Source organism: Streptomyces sp. NBC_01334 (assembly GCF_035983595.1).
GTDB lineage: Bacteria > Actinomycetota > Actinomycetes > Streptomycetales > Streptomycetaceae > Streptomyces > Streptomyces coriariae.
The window spans coordinates 7,744,540-7,758,264 of the sequence record NZ_CP130718.1 but is presented as its reverse complement, the minus strand read 5'-3'; the positions used below and the strand labels follow the sequence as shown (position 1 = coordinate 7,758,264).

General features: G+C 72.3%; 14 protein-coding genes. 5 read left to right on the top strand and 9 right to left on the bottom strand.

Annotated features, from left to right (window positions below; translation table 11 throughout):
* Positions 1 to 21: 21 nt before the first annotated feature.
* Positions 22 to 840 carry a CDP-diacylglycerol--serine O-phosphatidyltransferase gene (gene pssA / locus OG736_RS34565; RefSeq protein ID WP_327187788.1) on the top strand — a complete coding sequence of 273 codons (819 nt, stop codon included), beginning with the start codon at positions 22 to 24 and terminating at the stop codon, positions 838 to 840.
* Between the two features lie 201 nt (positions 841 to 1,041).
* Positions 1,042 to 2,274 (top strand): alpha/beta hydrolase, encoded by a 1,233-nt coding sequence (locus tag OG736_RS34560; protein WP_442817111.1) that lies wholly within the window; start codon positions 1,042 to 1,044, stop codon positions 2,272 to 2,274.
* A gap of 7 nt (positions 2,275 to 2,281) precedes the next feature.
* Here the strand turns inward: OG736_RS34560 and OG736_RS34555 are convergent, their stop codons facing one another.
* Positions 2,282 to 3,400 (bottom strand): glycerate kinase, encoded by a 1,119-nt coding sequence (locus OG736_RS34555; RefSeq protein WP_327187786.1) that lies wholly within the window; start codon positions 3,398 to 3,400, stop codon positions 2,282 to 2,284.
* A 210-nt stretch (positions 3,401 to 3,610) separates the two neighbouring features.
* On the opposite strand from OG736_RS34555, the gene OG736_RS34550 reads away from it, so the two are divergent.
* The gene (locus OG736_RS34550) at positions 3,611 to 4,699 is read left to right on the top strand and encodes an ADP-ribosylglycohydrolase family protein (RefSeq protein ID WP_327185880.1); all 1,089 of its coding nucleotides are present in this window, start codon (positions 3,611 to 3,613) and stop codon (positions 4,697 to 4,699) included.
* A gap of 68 nt (positions 4,700 to 4,767) precedes the next feature.
* Positions 4,768 to 5,268 carry an NUDIX domain-containing protein gene (locus tag OG736_RS34545; RefSeq protein WP_327185879.1) on the top strand — a complete coding sequence of 167 codons (501 nt, stop codon included), beginning with the start codon at positions 4,768 to 4,770 and terminating at the stop codon, positions 5,266 to 5,268.
* 27 nt (positions 5,269 to 5,295) lie between these two features.
* Here OG736_RS34545 and OG736_RS34540 read toward each other — a convergent pair whose 3' ends face one another.
* On the bottom strand, positions 5,296 to 5,496 hold the full coding sequence (locus OG736_RS34540; protein ID WP_327185878.1) for a type II toxin-antitoxin system VapB family antitoxin: 201 nt from the start codon (positions 5,494 to 5,496) through the stop codon (positions 5,296 to 5,298).
* Between the two features lie 77 nt (positions 5,497 to 5,573).
* Between OG736_RS34540 and OG736_RS34535 the strand changes: the two genes are divergently transcribed.
* Positions 5,574 to 6,308 (top strand): SIR2 family NAD-dependent protein deacylase, encoded by a 735-nt coding sequence (locus OG736_RS34535; RefSeq protein WP_327185877.1) that lies wholly within the window; start codon positions 5,574 to 5,576, stop codon positions 6,306 to 6,308.
* 12 nt (positions 6,309 to 6,320) lie between these two features.
* On the opposite strand, the gene OG736_RS34530 is transcribed toward OG736_RS34535, so the two are convergent.
* From OG736_RS34530 to OG736_RS34500, 7 genes are all read right to left on the bottom strand, one after another.
* Positions 6,321 to 7,343 carry a TolB family protein gene (locus OG736_RS34530; protein WP_327187785.1) on the bottom strand — a complete coding sequence of 341 codons (1,023 nt, stop codon included), beginning with the start codon at positions 7,341 to 7,343 and terminating at the stop codon, positions 6,321 to 6,323.
* A 23-nt stretch (positions 7,344 to 7,366) separates the two neighbouring features.
* Positions 7,367 to 8,635: an MFS transporter gene (locus tag OG736_RS34525; RefSeq protein ID WP_327185876.1), complete on the bottom strand. Its 1,269-nt coding sequence runs from the start codon at positions 8,633 to 8,635 to the stop codon at positions 7,367 to 7,369.
* 5 nt (positions 8,636 to 8,640) lie between these two features.
* Positions 8,641 to 9,531 (bottom strand): alkaline phosphatase family protein, encoded by an 891-nt coding sequence (locus tag OG736_RS34520; protein ID WP_327185875.1) that lies wholly within the window; start codon positions 9,529 to 9,531, stop codon positions 8,641 to 8,643.
* A 204-nt stretch (positions 9,532 to 9,735) separates the two neighbouring features.
* Entirely contained in the window at positions 9,736 to 10,245 is a 510-nt protein-coding gene (locus OG736_RS34515) for a methylated-DNA--[protein]-cysteine S-methyltransferase (RefSeq protein ID WP_327185874.1), read from the bottom strand.
* A 9-nt stretch (positions 10,246 to 10,254) separates the two neighbouring features.
* Positions 10,255 to 11,745, bottom strand: coding sequence for an AlkA N-terminal domain-containing protein (locus tag OG736_RS34510; protein WP_327185873.1), 1,491 nt, complete (start codon positions 11,743 to 11,745; stop codon positions 10,255 to 10,257).
* A gap of 117 nt (positions 11,746 to 11,862) precedes the next feature.
* Positions 11,863 to 12,327: a DUF7144 family membrane protein gene (locus tag OG736_RS34505; RefSeq protein WP_327185872.1), complete on the bottom strand. Its 465-nt coding sequence runs from the start codon at positions 12,325 to 12,327 to the stop codon at positions 11,863 to 11,865.
* Entirely contained in the window at positions 12,324 to 13,610 is a 1,287-nt protein-coding gene (locus tag OG736_RS34500; RefSeq protein ID WP_327185871.1) for a hypothetical protein, read from the bottom strand. Before OG736_RS34500 ends, OG736_RS34505 begins: the two co-directional genes overlap by 4 nt.
* Positions 13,611 to 13,725: the final 115 nt, after the last annotated feature.

Sequence of the window (13,725 nt, the reverse complement as noted above, 5' to 3'; positions counted from 1 at the left end):
CCGGAGACCCAGGCGGGCTGGGTGCCCGAGGCCGACGAGGTGGACGAAGAGGAGGAGATGCCCCTCTCTCTCCGCCTGTCGATAGCGGACACCCTCACCCTCGGCAACGCAACGTGCGGCTTCATGGCGGTGTACTTCACCACCACCGGCATCCTGATCCCGCACCTCACCGGCAGCCAGGAATCCGGCATGGCCCGCCACAGCGCGGCCACGGCGGTCATCCTGATGCTGTGCGCGGCGGTCTTCGACCTGTTCGACGGCCTGGTCGCACGCAAGCTGCGCTCGTCCCCGATGGGCGCGGAACTGGACAACCTCTCGGACCTGATCAGCTTCGGTCTGGCCCCGGCGTACTTCGTCCTGGTCTACGGCATGGTCGCCGACGACGCCCACCAGCGGGTGGCGGCGGTCGGGGCGATCGTGGTGCTGCTCGCGGTGGTGCTGAGGCTCGCGAGATTCTCGTGCGTCACCGTCAAGGACGGCACCTTCCAGGGCATGCCGTCGCCGTTCGGCGCGCTGACGGTCGTCTCGATCGTGCTCCTCGAGCTGCCGTTCGTCGCCACGCTCATGGCGATCATCGGCACCGCGTGGCTGATGGTGAGCCGGGTCGAGTACCCCAAGCCGCGGGGCCGCCTCGCCGGCGCGATGCTCTGCTGGATCGTGCTGTCGATGGGCCTGCTGGCGGCCTGGGCGTTCGACGCCCCGAGCGGTCAGCTCCTGCTCCAGACCGGCTGCGCGCTGCAGCTCGTCATGGGCGCGGTCATCCCGCTGTTCGCCACGGCCCGCCGGGTGAACAACTTCCGCGACAACCGGCGCGAGGCGCGGGCGGCACAGCTGCCCTGACCCTCGCTCCACCGCTCGACGGGTGCGGCCCGGACCTCGAAGGTCCGGGCCGCACCCGTTTTGCGTTCAAGGACGTCCGTCGTGTGCCCTTGCCCCGTCAACTACCGGCGATCCACGCGCGGTTGCAGAGCGTGAGGAAGAAGAGGACGGTAGAAGCAGGGGGGATTGTACGAGAATCACCCCCTTTGCACCCTTCGGGAGATGGCCATGGCCTCACTCGTCCTCAAGGAACATCTGGTGCCGCACATCTCGAAGATCCCCGCGAACTTCGGAGACCCGGTGCTGCTCCCCGTCCGGGAGTACGACGGCACCCACGGCAGCAACCCGCACAAGCCGGTCCTCATGCTGCACGGCAGAAGCGTCCCGGCACTGGCAGGGTTCGACCTGGCGCCGGTGCCCAACGGGCACGCCACCCGCTACAGCTGGGCCCAGGAACTCGCGCAGGACGGTTACGACGTCTTCATCATGGATCTCCAGGGGTCCGGCCGGTCACCACGCCCGAAGGTGATGGACGAGCCGTGCAACGCCAACCCGACGCAGCAACAAGCGGTCCTCGTCCCCCATCCGCTTCCGGAACCCTGCTCCGCCCAGCCCCCGTACCCGCACGAGCTGGGCAACACGGAGAGCGAGGCGGCAGAGCTCGAAACGGTGGTCAAGTACATCAGGGCCGTGCCCGGCCTGGACAAGCCGATTCGTTTTGTCGGCTGGTCCGCGGCCGCGCTCGTCATGGGCCCCTACACGCTCCGCCGTCCCGAGGACGTCGAGAGCCTGTTCCTGCTCGCCCCGGTGTTCCCGCCGAAGGGGCGGTGGTCGGGGAACCCCGCCGATCCCTTCGGACGCCCGTCCGGTGTATCGACACTGCCCGTGTCCCTGCCGCCCAACCTGTTCGGCTTCCCGATGCACGTCGCCGGCAAGACCGGGTTCAAGGCGTCGCTGGCGAGCACCCCCACCCTGTGGGAGCCCGGCATCGAGGAGCGTGTGTGGGACGCCTGCGTGCAGGACGACCCCCTCGCCGGCAAGTGGGGCCCCGAGGAGGCACCGGGCGTGTACGAGGGTGTCCTGCGGTACCGGAACACGTACTCGTGGGGCTGGAACAGCCAGACCGCGGCGTACGAGAACCCGGTCGGCACGCGGGTGCTCGGCAAGAGGGTCCCCGTACTCATCGCGTACGGGGAGCTGGACCGGACGGCGAACAGCCCCGCGACGTTCCCGGACATCCTGCGCTTCTCCGTGCCGGCCCTCTACGACGCCGTCAAGGGACCGAAGACGCTGATGTTCTGCCTTGCCGGCGCGGGTCACTCCCTGGTCTGGGAGACCACCGCGAAGACCGTCCATCACTTCTCGAAGCAGTGGTTCAAGCACAGCAAGGTGGAGGGCCTCGCCAACGGCAGCTACTTCAGGGAGACCGACGGCGAACTGATCCCCCTGCCGTAGCCTCCGCTCAGCTCAGGAAGTCGCGGCCGATCTGTTCCGCCACCCGCTCCAGGATCGGCCCGGCGTCCGATATGCACCTGGCGATGTCCGGCTCGGCATCCGTCAGCGGATAGGCGCGGCGGATTCCGGCCCGGCCCAGCGCCGCCGGGGGCAGGGCGAGGCGACCGCAGACGGCGACGACCTCCTTGCCGGCCGCCCGGGCTGCCGCGGCGACGCCCGCGGGAGCCTTGCCGTGCAGGGTCTGTTCGTCCAGCGAGCCCTCACCGGTGATCACCAGCTCGGCCCGCTCCAGCGCCGGCGCGAAGCCCAGCACGTCGAGCATGACCTCGATGCCGGCGCGGAAGCGGGCGCCGACGAGCAGCGCCCCGTAGCCGATGCCGCCCGCGGCGCCCGCGCCCGGCGCGGCGGCGTACTCCGCCGCCTTCGACCCGAGCGCCGTCTCCAGTACCTCCGCATAGTGCGTGAGCGCCGCGTCCAGCGTCTCCACGTCGTCCGGCGAGGCGCCCTTCTGCGGGCCGTACACCGCCGCTGCGCCCTTGGGGCCGGTCAGCGGGTTGTCGACGTCGCTCGCCAGGACCAGTTCCACGGCGGCCAGCCGGGGGTCCAGCCCCGACAGGTCGGCGCGGGCCAGCTCCGCGAGACCGCCGCCGCCCGGAGCCACCGGCTCGCCGTCCTCGTCGAGGAACCGCGCGCCGAGCGCGGACAGCATGCCGGCGCCGCCGTCCGTGGTGGCGCTGCCGCCGACCCCGAAGACGATCGTCCGCACTCCCGCGTCCAGCGCGGCCCGCAACAGCTCGCCCGAGCCGTACGTCGAGGCCGTGAGGGGCGCGAAGACGCCGGCCGGGAGCCGCTGCAGGCCGCTCGCCTCCGCCATCTCCACGACCGCGGTGTCGCCGCGTACCGCGAACGCTGCGGTCACCTCCTGCCCGAGAGGCCCGGCGACCCGTATCTCCCGGCGTTCGAAGCCTGCCGCGACCGCCGCCGCGACGGTCCCGTCACCGCCGTCGGCGACGGGCAGGGCCTCCACCTCGAGGTCCGCCACGACCCGGCGCAGCCCGGCCGTCACCCGCTCGGCGACCTCCACCGCCGTCAGCGACCCCTTGAACTTGTCCGCGGCCACGAGCACCCGTCGGGTGCCCCGCGCTGGAGCGTCCGTCACCTTGCATCCCCTTGCTCTCCGGGCCCCGCGCACGTCAGGGCCAGTCGCGCCGCTGCGACCTTAACCGGAAGGCGGCCCCGCCGTCATGCGGTGCCCGGACCCTGGAACAACCCTGAGCGGCGGCTGTGGGCCGTCGCAACCCTCGCGGGTGTCACCGGAATCGGGTAGACCGGACCCATGACCCCTGTGGGCGGCGAGCCGGAGCTCGCCGACCGCGTCCTCGGGGGCTGGCTGGGCCGGATCGCGGGCAACATGCTCGGCAAACCGGTCGAGCAGGGCGACCTGTGGACGCGCGAGCGCATCGACCGCTATCTGCGGCGGGCCGCAGCGCTGCCGCTGACCGACTACCTGCCCGAGCCGGCCACCGAGGAGGACGGCCTTCGGCTGCGCCCGGAGTGGCGGGAGTGTGTGCGCGGCCGTATCCACGGCAGCTGCCGCGACGACGACGTCGACTACGCGATCCTCGGGCTCGACCTCCTGGAGACCCACGGCTTCGGCTTCAGTACCGAGCAGGTCGGCGACCTGTGGCTGCTGCGGCTGCCGTATCTCCAGACGTTCACCGCCGAGCGGGCCGCCTACCGCAACCTGACGGCCGGGCTGAAGCCGCCGCTGACGGCGACGTACGACAACCCGTACCAGGAGTGGATCGGCGCCCTGATCCGCGCCGACATCTACGGCTGGACCTGCCCGGGGCTCCCCCGCCGCGCCGCCTCCCTCGCCCGCCGGGACGCGGTGCTCTCGCACACCGGCAACGGCGTGTACGGCGCGATGTTCGCGGCGGCGCTGGTCTCCGCGGCGTTCACCGCGCCGACGGTGCGCCACGCGCTGGACGAGGCGCTGGCCGTCGTCCCGGCGAGCAGCCGGCTGGCCCGGACCGTGCGCCGGGTCGCCTCCCTCCACGACACCCGCATGACCTGGGAGGACACGCTCGCCACGGTGAGCGAGGAGACGGCGGGCCTGGGCTGGATCCACACCGTCCCGAACGCCGCCGTCCTCACCGCCGGGCTGCTGTACGGCGACGGCGACTTCACCCGGACCGTCACGCTCACCGTGCGCGGCGGCCTGGACACCGACTCCAACGGCGCCACGGCCGGTTCGGTGGCCGGTGTCCTGACCGGCGCATCGGCGATCCCGCCGCGGTGGACGGAACCGCTGGAGGACACCGTGCGCAGCGCGGTGTTCGGCTTCGACGGCGTCCGCATCAGCGAGCTGGCGCGGCGGACACTGCGGCTGGTCGGGGAGCGGGACGGCCCGGCGGAGATCTGAGCCGGTACGCGGCCGGCCCGGCACCCCTTCGTCGGCACCCCTTCGCCGGCCGCCCTTACCCTTGCCGGATGAGCATCCCCGGCACGCCCGACTTCGCGGCGTACATCGCCTCCCTGCCCCGTGTCCTGGCCGGCGCCGCCGCGATCTTCCGGGACGCCGAGGGGCGGGTCCTGCTCGTCGAGCCCAACTACCGGGCGGGCTGGGCGCTGCCGGGCGGCACGATCGAGTCCGACACCGGCGAGAGCCCCCGGCAGGCCGCGCGCCGCGAGACGCTCGAGGAGATCGGTCTCGACCGCGAGCTGGGCCGGCTGCTCGCGGTGGACTGGGTGCTCGGCCCGGACCGGCCGCCGCTGATGGCGTACGTGTACGACGGCGGGGTCCTCGGCGCGGACGACTGCAAGGCGATCCGGCTCCAGGAGTCGGAGTTGCTGTCCTGGCGGCTGGTCCCGCGCGAGGAGCTCACCGACTACCTGCTGGGCGCGCTGGGTCCACGTGTCCTGGCCGCCCTGGACGCGCTCGCGGACGGCTCGACGACGGCGGAGCTGGAGAACGGCCGTCCCGCCCGCTGACCCGCGGCCCGCCGACCCCCGGCCCGCTCAGCCCTCGACGTCGCGCGGCTTGCCGTCCACCTCGCGCAGGGCCTCGTCCCGGACGGCGGTCCTGGCCTCCGTGCGATGGCCGCGCTCGATGTAGTCGCGCACGACCAGTTCGACGGCGTCCCGGGGGTTGCCCACACCGGTGAGCACCATGACTTCGACGACGAGTTCGGCGTCGAGCGAGACATCGACCTTGGCCATGCGGGGACGGTAACACCGGCCGGGGCGCCGCGATATAGGCTCGCGACCCCGTGCCTCCCGGCCCTACGCTCGAACACATGAGCAAGCCTCTCGTCGCCATCCTCAGCGGGGCCGGTGTCTCCACGGACTCCGGCATCCCCGACTACCGCGGCCCCAACGGGCTGTGGCGGAAGGATCCCGAGGCGGAGAAGCTCGTCACGTACGAGTACTACATGGGAGATCCGGAGATCCGGCGGCGGTCGTGGCGGATGCGGCGGAGCAATCGGGCCCTGACGGCCGAGCCGAACGCGGCGCACCGGGCCGTGGTCGAGCTGGAGCGGTCCGGGGTGCCGGTGCGGGTGATCACGCAGAACGTGGACGGGCTGCACCAGCTCGCCGGGATGCCCGTGCGCAAGGTGCTCGAACTGCACGGCAGCGCGCGGAGTGTGGTGTGCACGCGGTGCCACACCAGGGGGCCCATGGAGGACGCGCTGGCGCGGGTCGAGGCCGGTGAGGAGGACCCGGCGTGCCTGGCGTGCGGCGGGATCCTGAAGTCGGCCACGGTGATGTTCGGCGAGCGGCTCGACCCGGTGGTGCTGGGCGAGGCCGTCGCCGTCACCAAGGCCTGCCAGGTCTTCGTCGCCGTCGGCACGAGTCTGCAGGTCCAGCCCGCCGCCGGGCTGGCCGGCGTCGCCGCCGACCACGGGGCCCGGCTCGTCATCGTCAACGCCGAGCCGACGCCGTACGACGAGATCGCCGACGACGTCGTCCGGGAGCCGATCGGGACGGCGCTGCCGAGGCTGTTGCGGGAGCTGACGCGGACGGAGCTCTGACGGTACGTCCTGTCACCCCAGGTAGGCGGGGGCCACGGCGGAGGTCATGAGGGTGCGGGCCGCGCCGCTGCCGTCGGCGGGGACGGTCCACAGGTCCGAGCCGTAGTCGCCGGGAAGGGCGTAGACGAGGGTGGAGTCGTCGGCCCACAGAGCCTGGTCGTCGATGTTGCGCGGCTCGGCGGTCGCGGTCTCCTTCAGGGTGCGCAGGTCGAGGACGTACAGCCGCCAGGGGGCGTCGGGCGAGGCTCCCTGGACGCGTTTCTTGTAGGCGATCCGGGTGCCGTCGGGTGAGAGCGAGGGGCATTCCACGTTGCCGTGCACGGTGGTGAGGGTGCGGGCGGCGAGGTCGCCGCGGACCAGGTAGGTCCGGCCGCCGGTCGCCACGGTGGCGTAGAAGCGGTTGTCGTCGGCGAAGGTGACCCCCCAGACGTTGACGTCCGCCGCGCGGTAGGTCCGGCCGTCCTTGACGATGCGGAACGTCTCCAGGTTGTCGTCGACGGCCCAGGTCCGGGTGTCGACGACGGCGGTACGGGTGGAGAAGGCGGTGCCGGCGTAGGAGTCTCCGCTGACGAAGACCGTCCAGGCCACCAGACGGCCGGAGGGGGAGACCCGGGCGCGGGTGGGGATGCCCGCCGCCGGGAAGCGGTGCAGCTCGTGCAGGTGCGCGTCGAGCACCACCGCCCGGTAGGTGTCCTCCAGCGCGCCGTGCACCGCCTGGAGGCAGATGCCGGTGCCGGCCGCCGCGTGGAAGCGCAGGCACTTGACGCCGGACGCGGTGCGCGGCCCCTGCGGGTCGTCGGCGGGCACGGTGGCGATCTCGTCGCGATGCGGGCCCCAGGCCAGGTTGCGCACCAGCAGCCGGCGGCCGGACGTCGGCCGGAGCGAGACGGCACCGGCCCGCACGGTCGGACCGTCGGCCTGCTGCTCGTCCCGCAGACCCGACCGGTGGGCTGCGTACAGCACCGAGCCGGTGCCGACCGCGCCGAGCAGCACCACGGCGACCAGCAGGACCATCAGGCGGTTCGTCCGGGTCATGCCGGTCATGCCGGTCATGCGGGTCATGCGGGCACCTCATCGGTGGTTCGGAGGACGAACGAGGCCACGACGGCGCTCACGGCCAGTGCGACGGCGGTGACGGCGAGGGCGGTGCGCCCGCCCCACAGGCTCCAGGCCGCGCCGAAGGCGAGCGAGCAGGTGAAGCGGGCCAGTGCCTGGCCGGTGCCGACCAGTGCCTGACCGGCTCCTTGCTGACGGTCCGGTACGACGCCGGCGGTGGCGGCCGCGAGGACCCCGTCGGTGGCGGCGTAGAAGGTGCCGTGCAGGACGAGGACGGCGACCACGGCAGGCGCGCCGTGCCAGGGGGAGAGCACCAGGACGTAGCCGAGCAGCAGGACGCCGTGGCCGGCCAGGAAGAGCCGGCGGCTGCCGACGCGGTCGGCGAGTGCGCCGAGCGGCAACGCGAGCAGCAGGAAGACGGCGGCGGTGCCCAGCGGCAGCAGCGGGAAGAGATGGGCGGGCAGGGCCCCTTCGCGCTGGAGCAGCAGATAGAGGAAGGAGTCGCTGACGGTGGTCAGGCCCAGCAGGGTCGCGCACATCGTGATCCCGCGCAGCTCGGGGCGGCGCAGGAGCCCGAGCGCGTCCCGGAGTACCGGCCGGGCCGGTTCGGGTGGTTGCACGGCGCCGGCGGGGACGATGTGGCGGGGCACGAAGAGCACCAGCACCAGGACTCCGAGCACGGCGACACAGCCGCTGACCGCGAAGACCGCGTCGTAGCCGTCGACGGTGGCCCGCAGCACGGCGAAGGCGACCAGCGGGCCGAGCAGCGCGCCGGTGGTGTCCATGGCCCGGTGCACCCCGAACGCCCGTCCCCGGTGGCGGGGTTCGGTGGCCAGCGAGATCATCGCGTCGCGGGGGGCCGTGCGCAGCCCCTTGCCGGTGCGGTCGGCGGCGAGCACGGCGCTGATCACGGGGAGGGTGTGGGCGAGCAGCAGCAACGGCTTGCACAACGCCGACAGGCCGTAGCCGAGGCCGGCCACCACCTTGTGCCGACGGCCTCCCCGGTCGGCGAGATGGCCCCCGGCCAGCCGGACCAGGGCCCCGACGCCGTTGTTGATGCCGTCGAGGAGCCCGAACCCGAGCGGTGACAGGCCGAGGCCCGCGACGACGTAGAGCGGCAGGACGGCGGTGACCATCTCCGAGGAGACGTCCGTGATCAGGCTGACGGCGCCCAGGGCCAGCACGGTGGAGGGCACGGCGGCCGGGCGCCGCCCCGGACGGGAGTCCGGGGCGGCGACGGACTTGGTACTGCGGGAGTCCGCGAGATACACGGGCGTCAGTTCCAGATGCCGGTGATGTCGGACGCCGAGGATGCGTTGCCCGCGTGCGCGGACAGACCCGCCAGGTCCTCCACGGTCCGCAGGACGTTGTAGTGGTTGTAGGTGGTGGAGCTGGAGCTGCCGGCAGTGACGTGCTGCCCGTAGAAAACGGTGGGGATGCGGTTGCCGGACAGCTTGTTGTCCTCGTCGAAGGTGACGGCGAGGATGCTGTTGTGGGTCTTGGCCCAGGTGGCGTAGGCGCCCAGGTTGTTCTTGATCCAGGTGTCGCCCGTGGAGACCGAGCAGTCGTGCATGTCACTGCACAGGTTCGGTACGACGAAGGAGACCTTGGGCAGGGTCGTGTAGTCGGTCGGGAACTGCGCCATGGTCTTCGCGGTGCTCGTCGGCACGTTGGAGAAGCCGAACCACGGGTTGTGCTTCTGGGCGTAGTTGCCGCTGCTGCACGTCGTGGAGCCCTGGCTGGGCAGCGACTCGTTGTAGCTGGCCCAGGTCTTGCCGGCCGCGATCAGCTCCGAGGCGAGGTTCGGCTTGGAGAGCGACCCGACCGAGACGCAACTGTCGTCGGTACGGCCCTGGTTGGAGCCCGAGAACAGCATGTAGTAGTTCGGCTCGCTGGGGTGGGTGAGACCGTATGACTGGGTGAGGTCGGCGCCACCCGCCTTGAGGGTGTTGTTGAGATAGGGGGCGCTGGAGCTCCCGATCACCTGCGAGTAGGCGTGGTTCTCCATCACCACGACCACCACGTGGTCGGGGGTCGGGAGAGCGGCCGCCTCGGCGGTGGAGGCCGTGACGGTCCACACGCCGATCGACGTGGCGGTGAGGGCGACGGCCCCGGTGAGTGCGGCGAGGGGGCGTCGGTTGCGCTGGGAAGCCTTGACGGCGGCCATGACTGTCCTCCGGACAGAAGTGACGGACGTGCGGGGGGGGGCAGCGCCGCAAACCCTAGGAGCCCCGGACCGGGCCTGGGTGAAGGCCGGACGAACGGTGGGCCCCACCGGGCAAAGGTCCCCCCAGGCACAGGTCATGCACAGGTCATGTACAGCGGGAACCCCCGCCCACCTGCTCGACGGCCGTCACGGGGACACGAGTCCTTACGCCTCGAGCGAGAAGAGGGCCGTGTCGCCGGGGGCGGTGCCGCCCTCGAAGTCCAGCAGGCGCCGCTTGCGGTCCAGGCCGCCGCCGTAGCCGGTGAGGCCGCCGCCGGCCCCGATCACGCGGTGGCAGGGCACGATGATGCCGATGGGGTTCCTGCCGTTGGCGAGGCCCACCGCGCGGGAGGCGGTCGGATTGCCGAGGGCTTCGGCGAGTTCGCCGTAGGTGCGGGTCTCGCCGTACGGGATCTTCCGCAGCCCGTCCCATACGGAGCGCTGGAACGGGGTTCCGTGCAGGCGGAGTTCGAGGCTGAACTCCTTCAGCTCGCCTGCGAAATAGGCCTCCAGCTGCTCCTCCGCGTCCCCGAACAGGGTGTCGTCGCGAGGGCCGAAATTCTCCTCGGGCGGGCGGTGGCGCTGTCCGTTCATGTAGAGGCCGCACAGGACGCCGTCGTCGGCGACGAGCGTGAGGGGGCCGTACGGGCTGTCGACGATCGTGTGCTGTTTCACTGAAGTTCCTTACACGGGGAGAAAGTTGATCGGGTGACTGTCGGTCGCCCAGAGATACTGGACGGCGTACGCCCGCCAGGGGCGCCAGCCCGCGGCACGGGCGGTGAGCGCCGCCGGGGTGGAGGGCAGGCCCAGCTCCTTCGCGGCGCGCCGGATTCCGAGGTCGGTGGGGAGGAAGGCGTCGGGATCGCCGAGGGCGCGCATCGCGATGACGTCGACCGTCCAGGGTCCGAAACCGGGCAGCGCGAGCAGAAGGGCGCGCGCCTTCGGCCAGTCGCTCTCCACGCCCAGGTTCAGTGTTCCGTCGGCGAGTTGTCCGACGAGGGTGGTGAAGGTGGTGCGGCGGGTGCGGGGCATCGCCAGCGTGTCGGGGTCGACGGCGGCGAGCGCCTCGGAGGTCGGGAAGAGGTGGGTGAGGCCGCCCTCCGGGTCGTCGACCGGTTCACCGTGCGCGATGACCAGACGAGCCGCGTGGGTGCGGGCGGCCGCCGTGGAGACCTGCTGGCCCAGCACGGCACGTACGGCGAACTCCGCCTCGTCGACCGTGCGGGGCACCCGGCGGCCGGGGGCCTTGCCCACCAGGGGCGCGAGCAGCGGATCGGTGCGCAGCTGGTCGTCGACGGCGACCGGGTCGGCGTCCAGGTCGAGCATGCGCCGGCAGCGGCTGATCGCGACCGTGAGGTCGCGCATGTCGCTGAGGGTGAGGCGGCAGCCGATGTGGTCGGGGTTCGGGGTGAGCGCCACGATGCCGTGCCCGTACGGCAGCCGGAGCGTGCGGCGGAACGCGCCGTCCCGCCACTCCTCGACCCCCGGGACGCCGGTCGCGGCGAGGTGCCCGAAGAGGTTGTCCGGGTTGAGCGGGGCCCGGAAGGGCAGGCGCAGGGCGAGCGTGCCGGGCGTGGCGGGGCGGGCCGAGGGGTTCTTGCGCGGCACACGGGCGCGCAGTTCGCTCGGGGAGAGCGCGAAGACCTCGCGCACGGTGTCGTTGAAGGTGCGGATGGAGGCGAAGCCGGACGCGAACGCGGCCTCCGCCATGGGCAGTTCGGTCGTCTCGATGAGCAGGCGAGCGGTCTGTGCGCGCTGTGCACGGGCCAACGCGAGCGGGCCCGCGCCGAGTTCGGCGAGGAGTTGGCGTTCGACCTGGCGGGTGCTGTAGCCGAGGCGGGCCGCGAGTCCGGGCACGCCTTCACGGTCGACGACACCGTCGGCGATCAGCCGCATGGCGCGGGCGACCAGGTCGGCGCGCTGGTTCCACTCCGGGGAGCCCGGTGTGGTGTCGGGCCGGCAGCGCTTGCAGGCGCGGAAGCCCGCCTGCTGGCAGGCGGCGGCGCTCGGGTGGAAGACCATGTTCCGCGGCTTGGGCGGCACGACCGGGCAGCTGGGCCGGCAGTAGATGCCGGTGGTCAGGACCGCCGTGAAGAACCAGCCGTCGAACCGCGCGTCCTTGGACTGCACGGCGCGCACACAGCGCTCGCGATCGGTGTACATCCCGTTCTGCATACGTCCAGCATCGGCCAGTCGCCGATCCGGCGCTGGCGAGAATCCGACATCGGCCTCGCCCGGCCGGCACCGCCCGCAGGCTCCCCGTGGGGGCGCCGGGACGCCGTGGCGCCGGCCTCAGCCCGTCCTCTCCGGCCACGACGCCAGCGACCAGATCACGAACACGTCGATCCCCATGACCACGATCGACCAGAGCGGCTCGTAGGGCAGGAACAGGAACTGGGTGACCAGGCTCAGCGCGGCGAGGAAGATGCCCGCGAAGCGCGCCCAGGTCACGCCCTTGAGGAGGGCCGCGCCGGTCGCCGCCGCGACGACACCGAGGACGAGGTGGATCCAGCCCCAGCCGGTGAGGTCGAGTTCGTAGGCGTACGAGCCCACACGGGCGTAGATGTCGTCCTTCGCGATGGCCGCGATGCCCTGGAGAACCGCGAGCACACCGCTGCACAGCAGCAGGACACCGGCGAAGACGACGCCGCCGGCCAGGCCGTCGTGCGCGGCGGGCCGGGACGGGCCGCCGGGGGGCGTGGACCAGGAGGTGCCGATCTCACCGTGCGGCTCTCCGGTCGGGGAGTGCGAGCTCATGCGGGGCTGTCCTTTCGGCGGGGCCGGGTCGCGAGGAAGTCGACGATCCCCAGCGCGAAGAGCAGGGCGAGGGCGAGGCCGACCACGACCCAGCCGGTCGGATACGGCCACAGGACGAAGGCCAGGACGGCTCCCGCGGCCAGGATCCAGGTGATCCAGGTGCGGTAGCGGTCGACGAACGGGCCCACGGGGCCGGTGCGCAGTCCGGCGTGGTCGGCGGTCGCGCGCACGGCGCCGATGCCCGAGTGCCAGAGCCGCCGCACCAGAGCGGCATGGCGGCCGGGCCCGGTGAGCCAGGCGGCGAGCGCGATCACCACACCGAGGGCGATCACCGACCGCACGGAGGTGCGCAGGAAACGGGTGAGCGTGTCGTACACGGACCCGGCGGCCGGCTGGGAGACACCGGCCGGGAGAGCGTCCAGGTAGACGACCCGGAAAACGGTCAGCGCGACGCCCAGCAGGAGCGTGGCGAAGGCGAAGCAGAGCGCGGCGACGATCAGGACGCGGCGGCGGTGCGCCGAGAGCAGGACGCCTGCCGCGACCAGCAGGACCGCGATGACGGGCAGCCAGAAACCGGCCAGCTGGAGCAGCCGGAAGTAGGTCTTGACCTTGCCGATGTCCTCGGACCTGACGACCGTGAAGTTCGTGTGGATCTCGGGGATCTTCCCCGCGACCGTCATCCCGGAGTCCACCAGCCGTTGCTTGACCTGGTCGACGACCGGCGCGAGGTCGACCGTGACCGTGTCGTTCTCGATCTTCACCGCGCCGCCGCCGCTGCCCGTGAGGGCCTTCTCGACGGCACTGTGGACCCTGCGGTTGGCGTCGGTCCAGATCTTCTCGAAGGCGTCGGAGGCCACGACCGCCTGCGCCTTGTCGTGCACGAAGCTGCGGATCGCGCTCTCGAGCGAGGGACCGAGCCTGCCGAGGGCCTTCTCCAGCAGGGGACGCTGGGCCGGGACGGCGTCCTGGAGGAGTGCGGTGAGGTCGAGGCGCCCCATCACCGCGTCCGTGACGCGGGTGGCGGCCGCGTTCTGGACGTCCTTGTCGGAGGCCAGCGGGCGGACGGTGTCGACGTAGCGGTCGGTGTCGCCCACGATGCTCGAGGTCCAGGCCGCCACCAGGCCCAGCGGGGCCAGGACGCAGCCGAGGACGATGAGGACGACCGCGAAGAACGAGCGGACCCGGTGGTGGGTGGGACGACGGGTGCGCTCCTCCTCCAGTGCCGCGATCCGGGCCTTGAGTGCGTCCAGCTCCGCGTCGGGGGGAACACCGCTTTCCGGCATGGCGGACTCCCTCGCCGTCGGTCGGGTCCGGCCCGGGGTCGGTCCGGTGGATGCCAGCACATCCCGGCCGTGCGGCGACGGCGAGCGAGGCGGGGCCGTTCGGGTGAACGACCCC

What these genes read in the sequence shown, in the direction of transcription:
- OG736_RS34560 (WP_442817111.1), top strand. Translation starts at nt 1,042, where the DNA reads ATGGCCATGGCCTCACTCGTCCTCAAGGAACATCTGGTGCCGCACATC.
- OG736_RS34550 (WP_327185880.1), top strand. Translation starts at nt 3,611, where the DNA reads ATGACCCCTGTGGGCGGCGAGCCGGAGCTCGCCGACCGCGTCCTCGGG.
- OG736_RS34545 (WP_327185879.1), top strand. Translation starts at nt 4,768, where the DNA reads ATGAGCATCCCCGGCACGCCCGACTTCGCGGCGTACATCGCCTCCCTG.
- OG736_RS34540 (WP_327185878.1), bottom strand. Translation starts at nt 5,496, where the DNA reads ATGGCCAAGGTCGATGTCTCGCTCGACGCCGAACTCGTCGTCGAAGTC.
- OG736_RS34535 (WP_327185877.1), top strand. Translation starts at nt 5,574, where the DNA reads ATGAGCAAGCCTCTCGTCGCCATCCTCAGCGGGGCCGGTGTCTCCACG.
- OG736_RS34530 (WP_327187785.1), bottom strand. Translation starts at nt 7,343, where the DNA reads ATGACCCGGACGAACCGCCTGATGGTCCTGCTGGTCGCCGTGGTGCTG.
- OG736_RS34520 (WP_327185875.1), bottom strand. Translation starts at nt 9,531, where the DNA reads ATGGCCGCCGTCAAGGCTTCCCAGCGCAACCGACGCCCCCTCGCCGCA.
- OG736_RS34510 (WP_327185873.1), bottom strand. Translation starts at nt 11,745, where the DNA reads ATGCAGAACGGGATGTACACCGATCGCGAGCGCTGTGTGCGCGCCGTG.
- OG736_RS34505 (WP_327185872.1), bottom strand. Translation starts at nt 12,327, where the DNA reads ATGAGCTCGCACTCCCCGACCGGAGAGCCGCACGGTGAGATCGGCACC.
- OG736_RS34500 (WP_327185871.1), bottom strand. Translation starts at nt 13,610, where the DNA reads ATGCCGGAAAGCGGTGTTCCCCCCGACGCGGAGCTGGACGCACTCAAG.